This is a genomic window from Dissulfuribacter thermophilus (genome assembly GCF_001687335.1).
GTDB lineage: Bacteria > Desulfobacterota > Dissulfuribacteria > Dissulfuribacterales > Dissulfuribacteraceae > Dissulfuribacter > Dissulfuribacter thermophilus.
Genome location: NZ_MAGO01000009.1, coordinates 59413 through 80174, shown reverse-complemented (window position 1 = coordinate 80174; position 20762 = coordinate 59413). Strand labels below are relative to the sequence as shown.

General features: G+C 47.6%; 19 protein-coding genes, 1 tRNA gene and 1 pseudogene. 12 read left to right on the top strand and 9 right to left on the bottom strand.

Annotation, left to right across the window (positions count from 1 at the left end):
• Window positions 1-139 precede the first annotated feature (139 nt).
• From DBT_RS08720 to DBT_RS08695, 7 genes and pseudogenes are all read right to left on the bottom strand, one after another.
• Window positions 140-1258 carry a Fic family protein gene (locus tag DBT_RS08720; RefSeq protein WP_067619290.1) on the bottom strand — a complete coding sequence of 373 codons (1119 nt, stop codon included), beginning with the start codon at window positions 1256-1258 and terminating at the stop codon, window positions 140-142.
• Window positions 1259-3973: a DUF1156 domain-containing protein gene (locus DBT_RS08715; protein WP_067619284.1), complete on the bottom strand. Its 2715-nt coding sequence runs from the start codon at window positions 3971-3973 to the stop codon at window positions 1259-1261.
• A gap of 135 nt (window positions 3974-4108) precedes the next feature.
• A complete protein-coding gene (locus DBT_RS08710) occupies window positions 4109-5443 on the bottom strand; it encodes a hypothetical protein (protein WP_067619282.1) in 1335 nt (444 codons plus the stop codon).
• Window positions 5444-5477: 34 nt separating this feature from the next.
• Window positions 5478-5603: pseudogene (locus DBT_RS12885) on the bottom strand (DUF1156 domain-containing protein); the annotation flags it as partial.
• An 83-nt stretch (window positions 5604-5686) separates the two neighbouring features.
• Window positions 5687-5977, bottom strand: a complete 291-nt coding sequence (locus tag DBT_RS08705; protein ID WP_067619280.1) for an AlbA family DNA-binding domain-containing protein — start codon at window positions 5975-5977, stop codon at window positions 5687-5689.
• Window positions 5974-9492 carry a helicase-related protein gene (locus tag DBT_RS08700; protein ID WP_067619278.1) on the bottom strand — a complete coding sequence of 1173 codons (3519 nt, stop codon included), beginning with the start codon at window positions 9490-9492 and terminating at the stop codon, window positions 5974-5976. The genes DBT_RS08705 and DBT_RS08700 overlap by 4 nt, the downstream gene beginning before the upstream one ends.
• Before the next feature lie 104 nt (window positions 9493-9596).
• A complete protein-coding gene (locus DBT_RS08695) occupies window positions 9597-10220 on the bottom strand; it encodes a S24 family peptidase (RefSeq protein ID WP_067619275.1) in 624 nt (207 codons plus the stop codon).
• 125 nt (window positions 10221-10345) lie between these two features.
• On the opposite strand from DBT_RS08695, the gene DBT_RS08690 reads away from it, so the two are divergent.
• The 6 genes from DBT_RS08690 to DBT_RS08670 all read left to right on the top strand — a co-directional run bounded on the left by DBT_RS08690 (window position 10346) and on the right by DBT_RS08670 (window position 13110).
• The gene (locus DBT_RS08690) at window positions 10346-10720 is read left to right on the top strand and encodes a helix-turn-helix domain-containing protein (RefSeq protein WP_067619273.1); all 375 of its coding nucleotides are present in this window, start codon (window positions 10346-10348) and stop codon (window positions 10718-10720) included.
• A 97-nt stretch (window positions 10721-10817) separates the two neighbouring features.
• Window positions 10818-11351, top strand: coding sequence for a replication protein (locus DBT_RS08685; protein ID WP_067619271.1), 534 nt, complete (start codon window positions 10818-10820; stop codon window positions 11349-11351).
• Between the two features lie 264 nt (window positions 11352-11615).
• A complete protein-coding gene (locus tag DBT_RS08680) occupies window positions 11616-11945 on the top strand; it encodes a VRR-NUC domain-containing protein (protein WP_067619270.1) in 330 nt (109 codons plus the stop codon).
• The gene (locus DBT_RS12115; RefSeq protein ID WP_153304060.1) at window positions 11938-12102 is read left to right on the top strand and encodes a hypothetical protein; all 165 of its coding nucleotides are present in this window, start codon (window positions 11938-11940) and stop codon (window positions 12100-12102) included. The genes DBT_RS08680 and DBT_RS12115 overlap by 8 nt, the downstream gene beginning before the upstream one ends.
• 61 nt (window positions 12103-12163) lie before the next feature.
• On the top strand, window positions 12164-12817 hold the full coding sequence (locus DBT_RS08675; RefSeq protein ID WP_067619268.1) for a hypothetical protein: 654 nt from the start codon (window positions 12164-12166) through the stop codon (window positions 12815-12817).
• Entirely contained in the window at window positions 12814-13110 is a 297-nt protein-coding gene (locus DBT_RS08670; protein WP_067619265.1) for a hypothetical protein, read from the top strand. The genes DBT_RS08675 and DBT_RS08670 overlap by 4 nt, the downstream gene beginning before the upstream one ends.
• Window positions 13111-13458: 348 nt before the next feature.
• On the opposite strand, the gene DBT_RS08665 is transcribed toward DBT_RS08670, so the two are convergent.
• Window positions 13459-13535: transfer RNA gene (locus DBT_RS08665), tRNA-Arg, on the bottom strand.
• Between the two features lie 32 nt (window positions 13536-13567).
• Window positions 13568-14221, bottom strand: a complete 654-nt coding sequence (gene coaE, locus DBT_RS08660) for a dephospho-CoA kinase (RefSeq protein ID WP_083186729.1) — start codon at window positions 14219-14221, stop codon at window positions 13568-13570.
• Window positions 14222-14341: 120 nt separating this feature from the next.
• Between coaE and DBT_RS08655 the strand changes: the two genes are divergently transcribed.
• The 6 genes from DBT_RS08655 to DBT_RS08630 all read left to right on the top strand — a co-directional run bounded on the left by DBT_RS08655 (window position 14342) and on the right by DBT_RS08630 (window position 20760).
• Entirely contained in the window at window positions 14342-14827 is a 486-nt protein-coding gene (locus DBT_RS08655; RefSeq protein ID WP_067619262.1) for an FKBP-type peptidyl-prolyl cis-trans isomerase, read from the top strand.
• Between the two features lie 2 nt (window positions 14828-14829).
• The gene (gene tilS, locus DBT_RS08650; RefSeq protein ID WP_067619259.1) at window positions 14830-16287 is read left to right on the top strand and encodes a tRNA lysidine(34) synthetase TilS; all 1458 of its coding nucleotides are present in this window, start codon (window positions 14830-14832) and stop codon (window positions 16285-16287) included.
• 50 nt (window positions 16288-16337) lie between these two features.
• The gene (ftsH, locus tag DBT_RS08645) at window positions 16338-18140 is read left to right on the top strand and encodes an ATP-dependent zinc metalloprotease FtsH (protein ID WP_067619256.1); all 1803 of its coding nucleotides are present in this window, start codon (window positions 16338-16340) and stop codon (window positions 18138-18140) included.
• A gap of 98 nt (window positions 18141-18238) precedes the next feature.
• Window positions 18239-19057, top strand: coding sequence for a dihydropteroate synthase (gene folP, locus DBT_RS08640; protein WP_067619424.1), 819 nt, complete (start codon window positions 18239-18241; stop codon window positions 19055-19057).
• A 3-nt stretch (window positions 19058-19060) separates the two neighbouring features.
• A complete protein-coding gene (gene cdaA, locus DBT_RS08635) occupies window positions 19061-19861 on the top strand; it encodes a diadenylate cyclase CdaA (protein ID WP_067619254.1) in 801 nt (266 codons plus the stop codon).
• The gene (locus DBT_RS08630) at window positions 19858-20760 is read left to right on the top strand and encodes a CdaR family protein (RefSeq protein ID WP_067619247.1); all 903 of its coding nucleotides are present in this window, start codon (window positions 19858-19860) and stop codon (window positions 20758-20760) included. Before cdaA ends, DBT_RS08630 begins: the two co-directional genes overlap by 4 nt.
• Window positions 20761-20762: the final 2 nt, after the last annotated feature.

The window sequence follows — 20762 nt, the reverse complement described above, 5'->3', positions numbered from 1 at the left end:
CCTACAGTTTTATTAAAGAATCCTTAATGCATCCTTCAAATGGTTTGATTAGCAGCTCATGAAATGACCGCTACTCATTTTGTGGATCGTAAAATAAAAAATATGATCCACAAATGATTTTGTTGCTATTCTATTAGAGTCAAAATGCATCGTATCCTTCCACAATGTTCAATAGTTTTGTTAAAGCAAGTATAGCGGCCCTGCGGCCTCTGCCTGGGGCCAGGATATTTATTATCTTCTCTTGTTTCAACACCTTTAGAATTCTCTTGGCAGTAGGCTCTGGTATATTTGCCGACCGCACGAAATCGGAACTCTTGAAAATCGGCTGCTGGAATATCCAGTCCAGTGCGGTGATGGCATACTGAGAATGGGTCAGCTCAACAAACCTGTCCTTCATCTCGTCATAGAGATCAAGGATCTGCCTGGCCTTTTGCTGATTCTCATTGGCCTGCTGCCGAATGGCCTCCAGGAAAAAGGCACACCACTCGGTCCATTCATCATGGCTTGAGATGCGCCTTAACCTTTCATAGTATTCATCACGGTGTGCTTCCAGATAGGCGCTGATATAAAACATTGGGCTGTTGATGATCTTGGTGTAATACATGAAAAGCGGAATGAACATCCGCCCCAAGCGGCCGTTGCCATCAAGAAATGGATGGATGGCCTCAAATTCCGCATGAAGTATGGCAAGCTGCACCAGCCGGTCAGGGGCCGTCGAGTGGAGATACCTCTCCCACCTGCTCATGGCATCTGGCACATTCTCTGGTTGAACAGGGACGAAATAGGCCTCATCTTGTGAACAGCCCTTTGGACCTATCCAGTTTGGGACCTTCCGGTACTGGCCGGGAGCCTTGTTTCTTCCCCTGACCCCTGTCATCAAGACCTCGTGACAATGCTTTATTACCCGCTGGCACAGGGGAAGCTCTTTCAACATCTCCTCTGCCATACGCATGGCAGCTCGGTAGTTCAGGATCTCCTGTATATCCGCCTTGCGCTCTGAAGAGAACCTGTGGGAGTCACCCTCTGCCTCATACTCCAGCACCTCTCCCATTGTGGCCTGGGTCCCCTCGATCTTGGACGAAAGGACTGCTTCCTGGGTAGTCAAAGGGCTGAGGAGCACTGCGGCATTGGGAATGGCGGACAAGAGCCCGTCGTATCTGGCAACCGCGGCATTTGCAGGCCCGATGGATGGGATCAGCCGCTCCCAGTCGAGCCTCTTGGGAGGGAATTTGTTATCATGGTAATAAACAGGCGGCATTTAAAAAAGCTCCTTATTCCTTAGCCTTTCTTTTCCGACTTCCTGACTCATGGCAAGTCTGCTTATCTCCGGCCAGGCGATGACTAGGCTGTTGTACGCCAGTGCCTCGCCGGACCACCCCTTACGCTCGCAGATGCTGAACAGACGATAGGCCAGATCTCTGGCCGTTTCACCAAGACCGCCCAACTTTCTCAGAAGTCTTGCGGCACCGCTTTCACCGTCTTGATCCAACGCCCGAATTAGGTGCTGCGTGGCTTCCCATACAGTCAGACGGCTTTCTGTTGCAGGGTCCCAGTCTTTTGGCATTTGATCGCGGGGAATCAATCTGACCTTGCCTGAACGTGCAGTGATAAGCCCCGCATCAACAAGACCGTTAACTGCCGTATTCTTTGCGCGTGAAAGAGTTTCTGCCTCGCCAAACTCTCCTTCATCCATCCCGTACTGTTCAAACCAAGCCAATGCCCAGCGAGTATCAGCATCAAATTCGCCTTCCTGTTCAGCAAAGACTTCATCCAGCACTCGGTTGATAAGCTCCAAAGCTGCACGAACCGTCATATACGACCCATCAGCTTCAAGAACGTGGGCATATCTTGAAAATACGCTGATACCAGGTCCAATGGATGCCTGTGCCAAATCAACTGGCGCGATATTACTCTGCGTAAGCCCTGCCACGGCCTGTGGCAGTTCCCGCCGGAGGGCAGCAATGAATTCCTTACGGGTGGCCAAGGAAGCATCGACTCGACGTTTCCGCGTCACCAATACAATGGCAGATGCCAATGCATTGGCGTCTTTTGCAACAGATCTTGCCTTTTTGGTCGTTCGCACAGGCCAAGTGCCAGTAATTTGAAATCCTGCTTCAATCAGGCCTGTCAACATTGTCTCCCAACCGGTGGATGCGCGGTTATCGGTAGATTTGTCCGTTTCTTCCTGTTTGAACGCATAATAAATCGTGCAGGGAACATCATCTCGACTGACAGCCAACAGGTTCCTAAATACCGCTTGAAAGCCACTGCGAAAGTGCTCCTCAGCTTTTTCCACAGATCCGTGGCGTGTCGGAGAGGCGATCAATTCCGGAGCTTTGGGTGTATTAAGCGTTGCAAATGTTTGCGGATCAACACTCCGCAACACTTTACGTAACCAACAGTAGAAGAAGTCGCCCAGCTCCGCATAACTGATATTGTCATAGTAAGGGGGATCGGTTGAAATAACCGCCCCTTGTTCGAAGTCCAGTTCTGCCCGGCAGGCATCCAGTTGTCGAACTCGTGCTGGAATCCGATTCTCTGGCAAGTTGGTCAAAGATGATGCGACCCACTCGGTTGCCACTTCATAACTCAATTTCCCCTCGATGGGATTCGCTTCGCAGAAATCCCATGCCATTGGAATGGCCTGTCGTTGAAACAGATGGCTTACATTTTCATTCGTGGGATTCCATGTGCATAAATTGCAATGGTAGTCAGCCATTCTTGATAACGCACAGGCCAGATATGTAACCAGTGCATCGGTATATTCAACATCATTGTCAGTACGAGCAAGAACCGCCTTTTTCACGTCTTCATTAATGATCCTGGCGAAGGTGTTAAAGGCCACAAGCTGACGGTTGGTGAAAAGATCACCCACATTGTCCATCCCATAGACAGGTGGCTGAAAATTCCTGTGTTTCTTGGGTAGCTCACAGTCCGGTCTCCATTCCGGTTGAGCGGATAAGGCTATCTGCTCCTGTTCCTCTGTCGGGGCGTAATAATGGCGAGCTCGGTTTCCCTGGCAAACAAACGCCATTAAGCGAATCCCCATTTGCCCGTTTCTTGCGGATTCCCGGATGTGTGCGAATGGGATATTTGCACCGCTGAGGATGCAGGTAGCGCCCTTATTCTTCCCGGATACAGTTGTTTTGATAGTTGGTTCTGTAGTGTCTATAGAAAAGCTGTAAGAATTGTTTTCTCGATCAACTTTGAGATGAACCCAAACTGGATGTTTCTTGCCTGCCAGTTTCATAGATCGCACGAGCGGAACAGCTGCGCCCTTGGTGGAAGGATCTGGACTGGGAATTGTTCTTGCCCAAATCCAGGCAAACACAGCCTCACCACCTGGCCCATGTGGATAGAGATTGGCAAGTTGTTGTTTAGCCTTTTGGCACACCCAGCGTCCATACCACCTGATATCTTCTGCCAATCCCTGAGCGCCTCGCCAATTACCCTGGGTCAGCAGATTATCATCGGTAGGATGCACAGGCGGCTTGCCGGAAAATTTCTGCGGATATTCAAGTAAAGCACGTTGAATTGTCACGGCCACGGGATTCAGGTCGCTGCTGGTCACCTTCAGGCCCAAACGTTGCGCTTCCAGAGGAATGCTCGCCCGCCCTCCAAACATATCCCAGAATTCCGGCATGTTGCCGTTAAACTGCTGCCTGATTAACTTCCGGGCCTTGTCAATGAGTTCATAGTCCGTGGTTGCCTCCCAAGTAGCAATGCGGGCAACCAATTGAAGAAGTTCCTCTCGCTTTGCCCGAGCATCTTTCGGGGGAAGGTCATTACCTGGGTCGTCAATTAACTGGGCAAAAAGAATAGCCCTGGCCACAGACAATGGAGTACGTGCCCACCAGTTATGAACAGCTCGAGGATGTCCTTTAAGAAAAGGGTTTTCTGTCTCAGGTTTTGCTCCTTGATTGATCGCCTCCAGCGGCAGAGCCACCTCAATGAGTTTCTTACGATAAGTCATACTTTGAAAGTCTCCATCGAGTCTACTCCCCTCTCGAAATCGTACCAATCGATTCCATTATGGAGAACCTGTCCCGAGTAATTATGCTCGTGATCCTCCTTGAGGTGTGGGAAGGCAGCATTTCGTAACTCGGGATCACTTCCCACCTCCATGAACGATCTTGGCTATGCGCTCGACGAACTTGAACAGTTGGTCCCCCCGCAAGTAAATATTCTTCAATGCCGGGAGGTCATCTTCTCTATCTTGTGAAACCCCCTGCCCGAAATACTCATCGGCCTTCTTCTCGATGATTTCCTTCTGCTTGGCTTCATCCAACTTGACAAGGAACGGGTCCAACGCCGCCAACTCCAAAGCTATTCGCCGATTGTGCTTCTCAGCATTCCAGTGCCGCGATGCCTCCTTGGCGCAGTAAATTCCAGGAATGAGGAAGGCGGTACCGAGCGATATCCTAAAGGCAAAAGTACTCCAGTTTATTCCGTTGGGGCCAAGGTTCATTGACGATACCGCCCAGATGACCATCCCGCCCATGCCCAGGAATGCCAGAATTGCAATTCCTCGCATGATCCAAGCATTCTTGTACTCTCTGTTGGCAATAATCTGATAATTCCCGCTCATGGTTGTTTTGACGATGGTGCCAACAATCTCAACGGCCTTGTCGAGTTGTCCGTTGATCAAAGTCAGCAGTTCATCTGATTTTTTCTTTCCATCCGATTCGATGCTGGCCAGTTCTGCCTGATGCTTTTTAATTACTTCTTTCTTGGTTTTCTCAAATTCATTGACCATCGCATCAAACTTACTTTTTCTTTGTTCCTGTGCTTCTCCGAATTTGGTTATGCGCTCTTGTTCAGTGTTTGTAAACTGCGTTGCCCGCTCCTGCTGCGCTTTTGTAAAGGCTTCGTTATGCTGGATCAGCATTTGATCAAGGCGAGCTTTTTGCGAGGTAATCTCCGCCGCTAACCCTTTGAGTTGCTCATTTGTTTTCTGGAACTTCTTCTCAGTTCCATCTGCAGTGTTCTGCAGATCCAGGATGGCTTTCTGCGCTTCTTCAATGGCGGCGTTCATGTCAGTACGTAGTTCTTCAAGGCATTCCTCCAATGCCTGCGCCCCGTCGCTCGTAGCGAGGGTTCGAATAAGATTGATGAGGCCTTCCGTGTGATTATCGAGCTGTTGCCATTGGCCGGTTGGATTACTCAGGTATTGGATCCAAGGATTCTGCAGTTGTGACAGATGTTGATTGATGTTGTTAAGGACTTTTGTTTGAGCCAACATCGGGTTCAGTTTGTCGAGTCTAGCCTTGAGGTCTCGGAGAACCCAACGCAGACGCACGTAGGCATTCTTAGGATCAGGATCCAAATCCTTAAAATTATCCGGTCGCTCAGCAGGAAGTTTTTCACGCCACTGGTTGAGCGTTGTGTGAACAGGATGGGCTCGATAGCGTTGTGTTGATGGGCTTGGTTTATATTGCGTCATGATGTTATTCTCTCATAATGTGGTTAAACAGAAGCCTGGCCCACCAAAGATGCAGGGTGGAGGGGTGGCCATGTCTTATGGATTTTTCCCTGGCTGCCTGCTCATTGATTTTTTTTAAGGGCAAGGCCACTTCAATCAGTTTCTTGCGGCGTTGTATCATATACTTGTTCCTGTTTTATCACTTGCCATTGCGCCATAATTACCTTTGGCTATTTTTATCGGCGCAAATTATTTACTTACATTTCAATAAGTTATCAGAGTTGCATTGCGCCATATTGCGCTTCTTCTCTTTTTAAGCTGTATCAGCCCTGCCTGTTTCCGTTCAGGTTGATTAAAAGCCTGAGTCCCGACGATTCTCCTCGGTCTTTTGTCAGTTACCCCAAGAATAAAATCTCCTCCGCCTTCATTGGCCAGAGATGCACAATATTTCGCTAATGTCTCAAAATAATAGTTGTTTTTCGCTTCCTTGAATTCGCAATGCTCACCTTCATGAGAATCGACTACCTTTTCCAGCTGCTCAATCATCGTGATCATAGTGGCTGTTTCCCTCTGACTAACAAATCCTCCAACCTGTAATTCACACTGGTTACCCCGAAATCGGGTTCCTTCTTAAAGGGCCGCTTCACATACCAGACGGAAGTCTCATCTTTATCCACCTCCACTATGGCCAGAATGAACTGCTCTGGCTTGTTAAGTGCGGTTAGGATCTCGTTTTTGGTGATAGTGACGGTTTTGGCCCCCTTGATCCGGCCCTTTACTTCAATGAATCGCAGTGTGCCTGGGTTTTGAGCATCCTTCGATTCGATATCATAGCCGCACTTTTCTCCAGATACATCCAATGGCTCAAAACCGAGACGCCTCTCTGTTTCCATGACTGCCTTCATGGCGGCCTGTTCTACTCTTGTTGTTTCCCTGGCAAAGGTAGCGGCTTCATGGTCTCCATCTGGACGCTGATACTTCCTGATGAGCCCAATGGGTACTATGAGCGCCCCTCCTGTAACATTTGGAGGCAGGGGGGAGACCTGCCGTTCCTGTTTCAGCTCCTCCATGCGTTTATGAAGCCTGCCTGTGAGTTCATCCGCCCTCTGGCGGGCCTTTACTGAGTTTATCTTTGCATTGATCTTGCCTGCCTGCTCCTGGAGCTTAAGCTCTTCTGCCCTGTGGTCCCAATATGTAATCTCAGCAGTCAGCCGCTCTTTTACTGCAGCCATGATCTTATTTGTCATCTCCTCTTTCCTGGTCTTGACCTCCTGAAGATGTTTGGGGACGAGGTGTTGAACAGCATATTTTAGAGCCAGTGACTCAATATCTGAACGCTGTCTGCCGTTTTGGCTAAATATCTGGTCTATGATTTTCATCTCCTGCTCTTTTGGCGGACGATAATCAAGATATGGTGCATATCCAGCAAAAGAGACATGTCCATCCTGTAATACCTCTACAAACTGCATTGCCCTTGAAACCACTCGGCGATTGCCGTTTCTATCAACCCGTGCATCCTGGATGGTGTGTTCCAGATAGATGAGGATGCGAGGATTATTACCAGGATCGTTTTCATCTATCAGGACTGCACCCTGTTTCAGAAGGTCCCTGTGGCGCTCTAAAATCAGGTCCATTGTTGCATCAAGTAGGGGATGGCCAGGGCATATAAATTCTGCCATAGGTTTTCCTGGTAAGTTGATGAGAGCCTTTTCAAAGGTGATCCTTTCATATCTCAACAGCACTGGGTCCCGTGTGCCGATAACCCGGTCACGGTTACGGATGACGGCTGGGACCCTGGTAATCTCAAACCTCTTTGGCTCACGTTCATAGACCTTTCCACCAAGGCGTTTGAAGGCCTCAAGGAAAAATGAAGAGATGAAGTGGGGTTGAAGGCGCCTTGCCTCGGCACGCTCCATCTCTTCTCTTATCTTCTGGACCCTAGTGGCATCCATGGTGTCGTGGGCAAGAGCGTGTTCTTCAATGAGGGCTTGGAGCTTTGCCCTATCCAGGGCATATTCCACTACCTCCTCTAGTTTTTTCCTGACCTCCGGCCTGTCTCCATAGCGAACAGCCTCGATGAGAAGTTGTCTCAATGGCTTGTCATTGAATGTGAGCTTGCCAAGAATGTCGAAGACCTTACCCCCCAGGGCCCTTCGCTCCTCATCAAGCTTTTCAAGGAGCCTGCGATATACATCTCCTTCCCTGGTCTCAGAGGCAACAAGGTTCCAGCAGTGGCACACTTCTGTCTGGCCGATCCTGTGGATTCGCCCAAAGCGCTGCTCCAGCCGATTAGGATTCCACGGAAGATCGTAATTGACCATGAGATGCGCGCGTTGGAGATTGATTCCCTCGCCTGCTGCATCCGTTGCGATTAGCACCTCAACCTTCTTGTCCTGGGTAAAAAGCTGTTCCGCCTTTCGACGTTCTTCCCTTCCCATGCCTCCATGAATGGTGACCACTGCATCAGGACGGCCAAGAAGAGCACCGATACGTTCCTGCAGGTAGAAAAGGGTATCTTTGTGTTCTGTAAAAATGATGAGCTTCCTGCGATGGCCAAAGGAATCAAACATCTCTCCCTGATTCTGGAGAAGGCTTGAAAGCTCATCCCATTTCCTGTCTGATCCTGATTGTCTTACTTCCAGAGCGAGTTTTTCAAGACTTTTCAGAATGGCAATCTCTGCTTTGAGCTCGGCAATGGTGCGTGCTGCCGAGGCCAGGTCAACCACCTTCTCTTCAGTTTCCTCGACCTCGCTGTCAGGTGCATCCTCCAGGTCTTCTAGATCTTCGGATGTGAAGGAAGGCACCTCCTTTTTCCAGCTCAAACTGGCTTCAGCCCCGCGTTTTAAAAGCTCTTCTTCCCTCAAACGTTTTTCAAGACGTTCGCGACGGCGGCGCAGGCTCTGATAAATGGCCTCGGGGGAGGAAGCAAGCCTGCGTTGCAGGATGGTAAGAGCAAAGCCAACAGTGCCCTTCCTGCCCTCGTTTTCTAGTTGCTCAGCCCTGTTGAACTCCTCCCGGACGTAATCAGTGACCTTTTTGTAAAGTTCAGCCTCGCCATCTGACAGGGTATATTCCACTGTATAAGCCCGGCGCTCTGGGAATAGGGGTTTACCATCAAATGTGAGAAGTTCCTCTTTTACCATACGGCGCATGAGGTCCGAGACGTCTATGGAATGGACGCCATCTCTAAATCTGCCTTCAAAGCGGTCACCGTCCAGCAGGGCCATGAAGAGCTGAAAGTCTTCTTCCTTTCCATTGTGCGGCGTGGCTGTGAGAAGCAGGAAGTGGCGGGTGAGGGTGGAGAGAAGTTGACCGAGCTTGTAGCGTTTTGTGCGGCGGATTTCGCCTCCCCAGAAAGAGGCGCTCATTTTGTGGGCCTCGTCAATAACTACCAGGTCCCAGTCAGTGGTCTTTAGCTTTTCCTGTACGTCTTCATTTCTGCTCAACTTGTCCAGTCGGCAGATGGCCAGGGGATTTTCATTGAACCAGTTTCCAGTCCGCGCTGCCTCGTAGTTGTCGTTGGTCATTATCTCAAAGGGTAGATGAAAGCGCCGGTGAAGTTCATCCTGCCACTGCTCTACCAGGTTTCCAGGGCAGACTATAAGACAGCGGACAAGATCGCCCCTTGCCATCAATTCCTTTATGAAAAGTCCTGTCATTATGGTCTTCCCAGCACCGGGATCGTCCGCGAGTAAAAAGCGCAGGGGTTGCCTGGGCAGCATGTCTTCGTAAACAGCGGTTATCTGGTGCGGCAGGGGATCCACCAGGGATGTGTGTACGGCAAGGAGCGGATCAAAGAGATAGGCCAGGCGGATCCTGTGTGCCTCTGAGACCAGGCGGAAGAGGGCAGGATCGCCATCGAAACTCCAGGGCCGTCCGCTTTCGACGAGTTCGAGTTCCGATTCGCGATTTCTGTACATCAGCTCGTTTCCAAGCCGGCCTTTGCTGTCCTTGTAGGTGAGTTCTATGCACTCAGATCCGATCCACTGAACAGCTACGACTGTAACAAATCCATCAGGCAAAATGCCTTTTACGATGGATCCCATTGAGAGATCTTCAAGACGTACCATGATACCTTCTATTTTTTGAAATTATCGAAAGATAACTTTTAAAATTCAAATTAAAAAACACTGTTAGCATATCCAGCCACTATATCTCTTTAAAAATTAACCTCTCAATACCTCTTAATCTTCTCCACTACCACCCCAACTACATAGAGCTGGCGGTTGTCCACCTCTATGTCCTCATATTTGGGATTGAGCGGATGGAGCACCCACTTGTCCCCCTTTTTCTTGATCTGCTTGAAAGTGGCCTCGCCATCTGAGTTCTTGACAATGACATAGTTTCCCACCTCCCAGGCTATGTGCGGGTTTACTATGATGATCTCCCCCTCCCTGAACTCAGGCTCCATGGAATCGCCTTCTACTCGCAGGGCAAAGACATTTGGCCCCCTGGTCTGGATCCAGACCCATTCGTCATAGTCTGCAAGCTGCCTGGGATCGTCTGCCATGGCAAAATCACCGGCATTTACCCAGGAGATGATGGGAACCTTCTGGAGGTCTCTTGGCGCAAGGCTCATGCCCTTGACGTTTTCCTGGAGCCACGCGTCTATGACCCTGGTCTCGTCCATTTTTAGCACCCTGGCCACCTTCTGTAAGGTCTTTGGTGACATGGGGCGTTCTCCCTTTTCCACAAAGCGCAGGTGGGCCTCAGAGATCCCTGCCTTTTCTGCAACTTGTCTCCTGCTGAGTTTGAGCTGGCTCCTGGCCTCTTTTATCATTTCCCAATAGGTTGGCATTTGGATTTTTTCCTTCAGGTGCGACCTTTTCTTTCGAGTTTACATTTGAGGGGAACAAAATGCAACCTTTTGTTTGCTTTTTTGCGTCTTATTTGTTATAGAGAGTTTTAAGAGTTCATGTCGGAGTGCTGGAGATAGCCTGGAGATTTGCAAATGAAAAGATAGCTGAAAGAAGACTTGACCTTGGCCTTTCAAAGAGGGCCCTTGCCAAAAAGGCTTCTATTTCAGAGGTGTCCTTTAGAAGGATAGAGGCTGGGGTCCACCAGGCAAGGGCATCATCCCTGGCAGGTCTGGCAGAGGCCTTGCAGGTTGAGCCAGGATATTTTTTTGAAGATTATGCGTCTAATAGAGACGAGTTACGGAAAGAGAAAGGAGAAGGAAATGGATCAAATTTTTCAGATAAAGAAGGTGACCAACACCAGGAAGGCAGAGGAGATAGAGGCCCAGGTAGTGCTGACCTTTGCCATAAACGACCAAAAGGGAAGAGAAAACCTGTTTGAGCTGGTAAGGCTCCAACAAAGATAGGTCAAGGCTGACTTTCACCCCACTGAACTGGAAGTGGAGATGGTCTGATCCCCTTTTTTGCTGTGAAAGCAAGTGGCAAGCCCACAGTGCGAACATGTATTTACCCGCATTGCAAACGAGCTCCTGGACGCCTTCCTCAAGGCAGGCAGAAGGCTTACAAAGCGCGAGGCTTTGGTGTGGCTGGCCATCGTCCGTCTGCCCTATGGTATTAACAAGAAGGCGGATTTTATACCGGTAAGAAGGATAGAGAAGATGACAGGAATAAGGTTCGATCACGTGCATGAAACCGTCTGGAGGCTGAAGACGAGGGGCCTCATTCATCTAGAGAAGAGAAACGGCAGGCTCTTTCTTGGAATAAACAAGGACTATTCCGTCTGGTTTAAAGCACAAAGGCCAGGGATCAGGCCGGATGGCCCAAGGGAAAAGGACATGCCCCAGACATGTGGCGTTCCCGAACCGGGTAACAATAACAAAAAAGGAAGGCCGGTAAGAAAAGGCGCCTTACAGGAAAGGAGGAGGACGTCTTCCTTGAATGGAAGAGGATATTTGGCACAAGACTCCCTGAACGGCTTGAGGAAAAGGCAAGGCTTCTTCTTTCAGAGATAAGGGCCGGACGGATCGAGCCATCCAGGATCAGGCTTCCCATCAGGTATCTTGATGCCTTTGAGCCTCCAAGGAAGGGACTAGACCTTCAGCCTGTGGCCATAAGTGCAGGCATGAGGGTGTCTTATAAGGGAATGACCTTTGAGATAACAGATGGCCTTTGCATATTCATGAAAGACGGACTCATGGTGGAGGGGACCATTAGGAAACTTATACAGACAGGCGAGATGAAAATAATAGGAGGCAAATGAGAAGCTGAATGAAAAGGTGTCGTCTGGCATAAGCGGTGGGCTTTCTGAAAAGGTAATTACGCGGCAGATAATGGCCTGGGTCTCATGGAACGGCTTTTTCGTCTGGAAACAGTGGCAGGGGCCAATGAGCAGGCCCGGGGTTTCGGACATACTCGGAGTGCTACCGGGTGGCAGGTTCCTTGCCATAGAGGTGAAGACAAGGCGGGGCAGGCTCACAAGGCGCCAGGAGGCCTTTCTTTCCGCAGTGAACCGGCAAGGTGGCCTGGGCTTTGTTGCAAGGTCCCTGGAAGACGTGGTGGGAACCCTGGAAAGCTACACCAGAAAGGCGGCCTATATAGATGAATAAAGAAGGCACATTCGAGATAAAGATTCCCACCAGGACCAGGAGGAAAATGAAAATCAGGATGAGAGCAGACAACCACCTGCTGGCGCTGAAGGCTGCCGCAAGGGTGCTTCGGCCAGACTTTCTTCCCCATGAGGTAAAGCCGGAAGATGGAAGGTAGAAACTCCTTTCTTCTGACGGAAAGGCAGTTGGATACATCAGGAAGATAAAAGGGTAAAACCATGAAAGGGGTAGCTTTATATCAGAGGCGAAAGAGGCGCTCAAGGGCAGATGCAGTCTGCCTTTTAATTGCAGTTTTATGGACCTTTTTGCTCCATGCTTCCCCTTCAAAGGCCCAGGATGCCCTTGAGTTCATAGTAAGAAACAACCCGGAGCTAAGGGAGCTTTGCCGCTACAATGAAAACGCCTTTTCCAGGCTGAGGATAAGGGCAAGGGCATCTTTTGGCACAGGTGCAGGGACCATTGGTGCAGATGGAGTCTTTAGCCAGGGAGACTATGACGCAAGAATAATTGCCGAGATGCCCCTTTTTAGCCCGAGAGAGCGGCTTGAGATGAGGATGAATGAGTTTGGCTTCAGGCGCCAGCTAAGGAGCGAGGCCTCAAGGGCCCTTTCAAGATACAGGAAGCTCAGGCGCTGGTTAAAAAGAGAAAAGAGCATCTTAAAGGATCTGAGGCTTGAGCTTTATTGGCTGAAGCGCAGGGCAGAGGCAGGCATAGAGCCGCAAAAGGTGATAATGGAAAAGGCCCTTGCCCTAAAGGAGAGGGAGCGGAACCTTTCAGCCCGCCAAGAGGAGCTGAAAGATGCTCTGGAGGCGGTTTTGTCCTTTGTGCCAAAACAAAAGCGAAGGAAACTAAAGAGGCTTATCAAGGAGTGAAACGCATTTATCCATATCTCCAGGGAAACCTCCTGAGGCTCAGGGTGGCTGTGGGAGGAAAGACCATAAGGGCGGTGAACCTTGGCGCAGGCCAGATAGTGCTCATAGAAAAAGACAACGGCAAGATGAGTGTAAAGCTTGACACAGTGCCGGTTTCCGGACAGTGGGACGGCTTGCTGGTGGTGAGCGAAAGAAGAGACAGGGACGGAAGCCCACCAGGAGGTAGGGATAGAAATAGGGATGCCTTGATGGAAGGGGCCCCTCCGGAAGGTTATGAGGACCCGCCCTTTTGATTGGCACATGAGATATAAGGAAAGAGTGAAAAGGATCAGCCCAGGAGGTTATAACAATGAAGGAAGTACTTAGCAGAAAGGAGACAGCCCAGCTTTTGGGATTAGACATCAGGACCCTGGACAGATAGCGTAAGCTCGGACGCGGTCCAGCCTATCTGGATTTGACCCAGGGACAAGGGAAAAAACCTTGTATCAGGTATGCAAGGAGAGAACTGGAAAGATTCTTGGTTTCATCTACAAAAAAGCCTGTGAGGGAAAATTGAGAGAAAAACCAGGACGATGTTTAGCCCTGATTTAGCCCTCAAGCAAAAAGGGGGATGTCAGAAACTGCCAACCCCTTGATTTTATTGGCCCGCCCACAGGGACTCGAACCCCGAACCTACGGATTAGAAGTCCGTTGCTCTATCCTGTTGAGCTATGGGCGGGCGAAACAATTGGCGTAAATATAACCTCTACTTTAAAACACTGCAACACAGTCTTTGTATTCTTTTTTAATCCACTTGGCCAAGGCCTCTACCTTTTCTTCCAATTCCTCTATCGAACCATCATTTGCAACTACAAAGTCTGCCATTTTGGCCTTTTCTTGAATGGGAATCTGGGTCCTTAACCAGGTCTTTGCTGTTTCTTCGTCTACATTATGTCTCCTCATGAGGCGTCTTAAAGCGGTTTCTTCCCTAGAGACTACGCAAACCACACAAGCGAACAAAGACTGCCAGCCCACTTCATATAGAAGAGGGACCTCCACAACTACTATTCCTATCCCCTGCTCTACATAGGCCTTTATCTGTGCCTCCAAATCACTTAAGACCTGAGGGTGAACTATATCTTCCAGGAGTCTTCTTTTTTGGGCATCCTGTAGTATAATATCTCTTAAGCAGGCCCTATTGATCTCTCCATTAGGCAGAAGAATTGAAGGACCAAATAGTGCCACGACCCTTTCATAGCAGCTGGTTCCTTTTCTCAGGGCATCCTTTGCATACTTATCTACGTCTATACACGAAAAACCTCTAGTTTTCAGGCCTGCCAATACAGTGCTCTTGCCTGTACCAATACCCCCAGTGAGTCCGACTAAAAAGAGCATTGAACCTTTAAAAGAATCTTTTTTAAGCATTTTGTTACTCTTGTTTTAAAAGAAGGTATTTCCCAAAAGGGATATAGATGTTAATTTATCAATAAAAAAAACAGGAGAAAATAGCTTCATTTACTCAAAATAGGAGGTGTGGAAAGATAAATGAAGATCGGATTAGACACCATCGTAAAAGTAAACATATCCATGAAGGTAAAGGATGGAGAAACTCCTGATATAATAAAGAAACCATCGAGCATCGAATTTATATACGGACGAGACAGAGTTCACCCCATTCTTGAGAAGGCACTTTTAGGCCATGAAAAGGATGATTCTGTCCAAATTGACGTCCCTCCTGAACAGGCCTTTGGTCCCTACAACCCAGACCTTGTCAATGAGGTACCCATTGCAAATTTAAAGCATCCTGAACGTTTAAAAGAGGGCGAATTCTATCATGAACCTAGTGGATATGGAAACGATATTGCCTTCACTGTAAAAGAAATCTGTGACGATTATGTAGTTGCAGATTTTAATCACCCTGCAGCTGGAAAGACCATTACGTTAGATGCCAAGATACTTGATGTTCGAAAGGCCTCGATAATGGAGATTATGGCAGCTCTTAACGCTGCAAGAGGTGCTGGAGGCGGGTGAGCGTGCTAAAAAAGGTCCGTGAGACCTTGTATCATATTGGAATTGAGAAAGCCGATTCAGTTGTTGTGGCCTGCTCAGGTGGTCCAGATTCAGTGGCCCTTGTCTTGGCACTCGATGATTTAAAGGAAGAATTTGCGTTATCTCTGTATGTGGCGCACTTTGATCACGGTCTAAGAGGAGAAGAGTCAAAAAGAGATGCCTTATTTGTCAAAGATTTTTCCCAAAAGCTAGGACTTCCATTTTTTCTTGGTCATGGCGAGGTGAAAAGCTATTCAAAGGCCAAGGGCCTTTCTATCCAAGAGGGAGCAAGGGAACTCCGCTATAAATTCCTGAGGAATCTAAGGGATAGGCTGAGAGCAAGTTGGATTGCCACTGCCCATACCGCTGACGATCAAGTGGAAGAAATGGTCATGAGGCTATTGAGGGGCGCAAGCCTCTCTGGACTCTCTGGTATCCCTTTGAGGACCGAGGATAAAATTATACGCCCACTACTTGGCATTGAAAAGCATGAACTACTCGCATTTTTAAAACAAAAGGGACAGGACTTCTGCATTGATTCCTCCAACCTCTCTAATAAATATTTAAGAAATAAAGTACGCAACGAGGTTGTTCCCATACTAAAAAAGTTAAATCCAGCCATTACCAAAACTGTCTCAAGGACTGCCAAAGTCTTAAGGGAAGATGATGAATTCCTTGATCATTTTGCTAAAAAAATCTTTGACAAGGCGGTTCTTTCTAAAGAAAATGGAGCTATTATTTTAGCTCTCAACAGATTAAATAACAAACCTTCATCCATCAAAAGAAGGGTCTTTAAATTGGCATTGAGAAATTTGAAACCTGATATATTCAAAAACCTCACACTGGAACACCTTGAATCCATTGATCGTCTCGTTAGCACTCAAGGCTCCACAAAAGAAATTGACCTCCCAGCAGGAGTTGTTGCAAAAAAAATTTATGGTAAATTATATTTTTATAGTAAAGGCATTGAGAAAGAAAACATTTTTGCCGATAAATTTGACACCCTGGAGCCAAAGAAAATTGACGGTCCAGGAGACATCGCCCTTTCAAGGACCTTAGGAAGTTTGCGCATAGAGCGGTCTCCAAAAAAATTTGAATACAAATATAATAGTGAAAAACTTTTCCCTAAGGACCTTTTTTTGGATGCCAGTTCTGTGAGCTTTCCTCTCACTATTCGAACAAGACAAAATGGGGAGAGATTTTGGCCTCTTGGGGCACCTAGGCCTTATAAATTAAAGGATTTTTTTATTTCCAAGAAACTCCCCAGACATATTCGTTCAATGATTCCCTTGATAATTTCAGGGAACGAAGTAGTGGCAGTAACTGGTATCGAAGTATCAGAATCTCATAAGGTGCGCCAAACAACCGAAGAAGTGCTCAAACTTTCCTGGGAACCAGGGCCTGAAATTAAAAAAGAATTTGAATTATTATATCAAAATTAAAGACGGGATTGAAGGTTATGAAGAAGAAGAATAATAAGGAGGATAATTTCTTGAACGCTTTCTATAAAAACCTCAGCCTCTGGCTAGTCATTGGCCTCGTTGTGGTTTTTCTCTTTAATCTTTTCAGTAAACCCCAAAACTCCATACCAGAGATCAGTTATACGGATTTTTTGACATATGTTAACAAGGGTGAGGTTGCTAAAGTAACAATAGAAAACGAAAGGGTGAGAGGTCAATTCGTAAACCAGAGTCCTTTTAGGACTGCCATTCCATATCAAGATCAAGACCTCTTCAAATTGTTAAAGGAAAAAAAGGTAATAATAAAAGTAAAGCCTAAGGAAGACACTCCTTGGTATATGACCCTCCTGGTCTCATGGTTCCCAATGCTCCTCCTCATTGGAGTATGGATATTCTTTATGAGGCAAATGCAAGGCGGCGGTGGAAGGGCCATGAGCTTTGGCAGGAGTCGGGCAAAGATGCTGACTGGCCAGAACATAAAGGTTAAGTTCGAGGATGTAGCTGGCGTTGATGAGGCAAAGGAAGAACTCACTGAGATAATCGACTTTCTGAAAGATCCACAAAAATTCACACGCCTAGGAGGCAGACCGCCCAAGGGAGTACTCCTTGTAGGGCCACCGGGTACTGGCAAAACCCTCCTTGCAAAGGCCATTGCAGGAGAAGCAGGATGTCCCTTTTTCAGCATAAGCGGATCCGATTTCGTAGAAATGTTTGTGGGAGTCGGAGCATCCCGCGTAAGGGACCTCTTTGTACAGGCCAAAAAGAATGCCCCGTGCATAATCTTCATAGATGAAATCGATGCTGTTGGACGTCACAGGGGCGCAGGCCTTGGAGGAGGTCACGATGAAAGAGAACAGACATTAAATCAGCTCCTTGTGGAGATGGATGGTTTTGAGACCTCTGAAGGAGTAATTGTCATTGCAGCCACAAACAGGCCAGATGTCTTGGATCCAGCACTCCTCAGGCCTGGTAGATTCGATAGGCAAGTCACAGTGCCTGTTCCAGACCTCAGAGGAAGAGAGCAGATCCTCAAGGTTCACGCCAGAAAGATACCATTGGCAAAAGAAGTGGACCTATCCGTTATCGCAAAGGGCACTCCTGGATTTTCAGGGGCTGACCTGGAAAATCTGGTAAATGAGGCAGCCCTTTTGGCTGCACGTGCCAATAAAAATACTGTTGGAATGGATGACTTTGAAAAGGCCAAAGACAAGGTATTGATGGGTGCAGAAAGAAAGAGCATGATACTTTCAGAGGAAGAAAAGCGCACCACTGCCTACCACGAAGCAGGACACACATTGGTCGCAAAACTACTTCCAGGCTCTGATCCCATACACAAGGTGAGCATTATACCAAGGGGAAGGGCTCTGGGTATTACCCAGCAGCTGCCAGAAGATGATAGGCACACATATCCGAGGAGTTATCTCGCAAATAAACTCTCTATACTCCTTGGAGGTAGAGTGGCTGAAGAATTAGTCCTAAATGACTTCACAACAGGTGCAGGAAACGACATAGAAAGGGTCACTGATCTTGCAAGAAAAATGGTGTGTAACTGGGGTATGAGCGATGAATTTGGCCCAGTAGCATTTGGCAAACATGAAGAGCACATTTTCCTTGGCAAGGACTTTGGCCAGGTAAAAGACTACAGCGAGGAGACGGCCAAGCAAATAGATGAAGAGGTTAGAAAACTGGTACTTAGTGCTTACAATAAGGCAAAGGAGATTATTGAGACACACATAGATTGCCTACATGGCATAGCAAATGCTCTACTTGAAAAGGAAACGCTTACAGCAAAAGATATCGACGAAATAATGAAGAGGTGTTCCCAAGAGGCGTGATAGAAAAAAAAACAGCTAACTACTCACAGCAAAGGTCACTACCAGGGTATGAAGAGGAGAGTAGGTCCCCTCTGAACTCGCAAAAAAAGATCCTCATTATGGGGGTAGTTAATTGTACCCCCGACTCATTTTCAGATGGCGGCCTCTTTCTTCAGACAGAAAAGGCCGTCTCACACGCTATGTCACTCCTAGAGGCAGGAGCAGACATACTCGATATAGGAGGAGAATCTACAAGGCCTTTTTCAGAGCCTGTGGACCTGGAAGAAGAAAAGAGACGAGTCATACCGGTAATAAAAGAAATACGCAAGAGGACCAAGACTCTGATATCTGTCGATACCCAAAAGGCCGGAGTGGCCCGTGCTGCACTCAGTGTTGGGGCAGACATAGTGAATGACGTTAGCGCCCTAAGGGCAGATCCTGACATGGCAGAGGTCATTAAGGATTTTAAGTGTCCGGTATGCCTAATGCACATGAAGGGAACGCCAAGGGATATGCAGGTAGCCCCTTCATATAACGACTGTGTCAAAGAAGTCTACGACTTCCTCGAGGAGAGACTGAACTATATAGAGAGCCTTGGAATCTCACGAGAGATGGCCATAGTCGATCCTGGTATTGGATTTGGAAAACGTCTTAATCACAACCTAGAACTCCTTGCAAACCTTGATTATTTTAAGTCTCTTGGTGCAAAGGTACTCATAGGAGTTTCAAGAAAATCATTTCTCGGTGAGATAACTGGCCTAAAGGACCCCAAAGAAAGAGACATTCCTACCCTTGGTGCTGTTGCCTGGTCAGTCATTAGGGGAGCAGATATCGTAAGGGTCCACAACGTGGATTGGACACGAAGACTTCTCCAGGTGGTAGAAGCACTTATGGAACATGTAAGAAATGGACAACATATGAGCATTTGCAGGAAATAGGCGATGTTTCAGGTGATACAGGGCTACATACCGGTATTAAGGTGGCAGGACCTAGTGGACATACTGGTTGTGGCCTTTATCATCTACAGGGTCATCCTCCTCATTCGTGGGACAAGGGCCGTGCAAATGGCAGCTGGCCTTGCCCTTATAACAGTGATCTATTTTGCTGCAAGGTGGTTGCAACTCTATACCCTACACTGGCTACTTGGTACTATCCTAAGTTCATTATTCCTGCTAATAGTCATAATATTTCAGGATGATATTCGAAGGGCCCTAACTCAAATGGGGCAAACTCCATTTATCCGAATGAGGATAAAGACCTTTCATACCCTTGAAGAGATTGCAAAGGCCGCCTCTTCCCTAAGTTCCTCAAAGACTGGAGCCCTCATTGTCATGGAAAGGCGCGTAGGACTCAATGACCATATAGATTCAGGAGTCCTCCTTGATGCAGAGGTCTCAAAGAGTCTCCTTGAGTCCATTTTTAATAAAGAATCGCCCCTCCATGATGGTGCTGTTATCATCCAGAAGGGTAGACTCACAGTGGCCGGCTGCGTGCTGCCTCTGTCCACAAGTCCTTATATCGATCGCCAACTTGGCACCAGACACAGGGCTGCCATTGGAATTACTGAGCAGACAGACGCTGTTGCCGTAGTGGTATCAGAGGAGACAGGTTCCATATCAGTTGCAATGGATGGAAAATTGACCAGAAATATTGACTCAAGTCTACTAAGACGAATCCTGCACAATGCATTTTCCATTGAAGAAAATGACAAGCCCTGGTGGAGGAGGAAGCTCCTCGGATGACCAAAAATCTCGGCCTAAAAATTCTGTCACTGGCGTTTGCCATAATGCTTTGGTTCTTCGTAGTAGGGGAAGAAAAAGCAGAAATTACAATCTCCCTGCCTGTTGAACTCGTAAACATTCCTTCCAATCTTGTAGTAGCCAACGATGTGCCCTCCTATATAGACGTCCGGGTCTATGGACCAAGGAGCCTTATAAGGGCTGTGGCCACTCAAGGTATTAGCCGAGTTATAGACTTGAAAGGGGCAGTACCAGGGAAATTTTTAGTCCATATTACCCCAGACAGCATTCCACTTCCTGCTGGCATCAGAGTGATGAGGATAAATCCTCAAAATATTGAGATCGAATTGGATCACCTCCTCAGAAAGAGGGTTTTGGTCCACCCAGTGGTAAACGGAAAACCCAATGAATACTTCAAAATAATTAATATTATGGTAGATCCAAGCGAAGTCCTCCTCATAGGACCAGAAAAGGAACTCATGCGTCTGCAAAAGATCGACACTCTGCCAATTGATATTGGAGGAGCAACCTCAACAATAGAAAGAACCGTGGCCCTGGATCTGGGAAAGATACATGCGAGCCCTGTTGACACCGGTTCTGTCAAGATAATCGTCAATATAGGCCCTGTACAAGGCGAACGCCGTATTACACACATTCCAGTGATACACCGAGGCCCCAAAAAATTTAAATTTTGGCCAAAAGTTGTATCAGCAGTACTTGAAGGACCCAAAATTGGTCTCAAACAGCTTGAACCGAGGGACATACTCGTGGAGATAGATTCTAGGACCCTTGAGCCAGGCAAACACAAGGTCAGCCCTGTTGTCACAGTACCAGATGGCTTTAAATTAAAACGAATCATACCAGAAACTATTACTGTTACTGTCAAAGAAGCACAAAAATAGTT

Excerpts from the sequence above, each read along its gene's own strand:
- DBT_RS08720 (WP_067619290.1), bottom strand. The coding sequence starts at position 1,258 with ATGCCGCCTGTTTATTACCATGATAACAAATTCCCTCCCAAGAGGCTC.
- DBT_RS08715 (WP_067619284.1), bottom strand. The coding sequence starts at position 3,973 with ATGACTTATCGTAAGAAACTCATTGAGGTGGCTCTGCCGCTGGAGGCG.
- DBT_RS08710 (WP_067619282.1), bottom strand. The coding sequence starts at position 5,443 with ATGACGCAATATAAACCAAGCCCATCAACACAACGCTATCGAGCCCAT.
- DBT_RS08705 (WP_067619280.1), bottom strand. The coding sequence starts at position 5,977 with ATGATCACGATGATTGAGCAGCTGGAAAAGGTAGTCGATTCTCATGAA.
- DBT_RS08700 (WP_067619278.1), bottom strand. The coding sequence starts at position 9,492 with ATGGTACGTCTTGAAGATCTCTCAATGGGATCCATCGTAAAAGGCATT.
- DBT_RS08695 (WP_067619275.1), bottom strand. The coding sequence starts at position 10,220 with ATGCCAACCTATTGGGAAATGATAAAAGAGGCCAGGAGCCAGCTCAAA.
- DBT_RS12115 (WP_153304060.1), top strand. The coding sequence starts at position 11,938 with ATGAATAAAGAAGGCACATTCGAGATAAAGATTCCCACCAGGACCAGG.
- DBT_RS08675 (WP_067619268.1), top strand. The coding sequence starts at position 12,164 with ATGAAAGGGGTAGCTTTATATCAGAGGCGAAAGAGGCGCTCAAGGGCA.
- coaE (WP_083186729.1), bottom strand. The coding sequence starts at position 14,221 with ATGCTTAAAAAAGATTCTTTTAAAGGTTCAATGCTCTTTTTAGTCGGA.
- DBT_RS08655 (WP_067619262.1), top strand. The coding sequence starts at position 14,342 with ATGAAGATCGGATTAGACACCATCGTAAAAGTAAACATATCCATGAAG.
- folP (WP_067619424.1), top strand. The coding sequence starts at position 18,239 with ATGGGGGTAGTTAATTGTACCCCCGACTCATTTTCAGATGGCGGCCTC.
- cdaA (WP_067619254.1), top strand. The coding sequence starts at position 19,061 with ATGTTTCAGGTGATACAGGGCTACATACCGGTATTAAGGTGGCAGGAC.
- DBT_RS08630 (WP_067619247.1), top strand. The coding sequence starts at position 19,858 with ATGACCAAAAATCTCGGCCTAAAAATTCTGTCACTGGCGTTTGCCATA.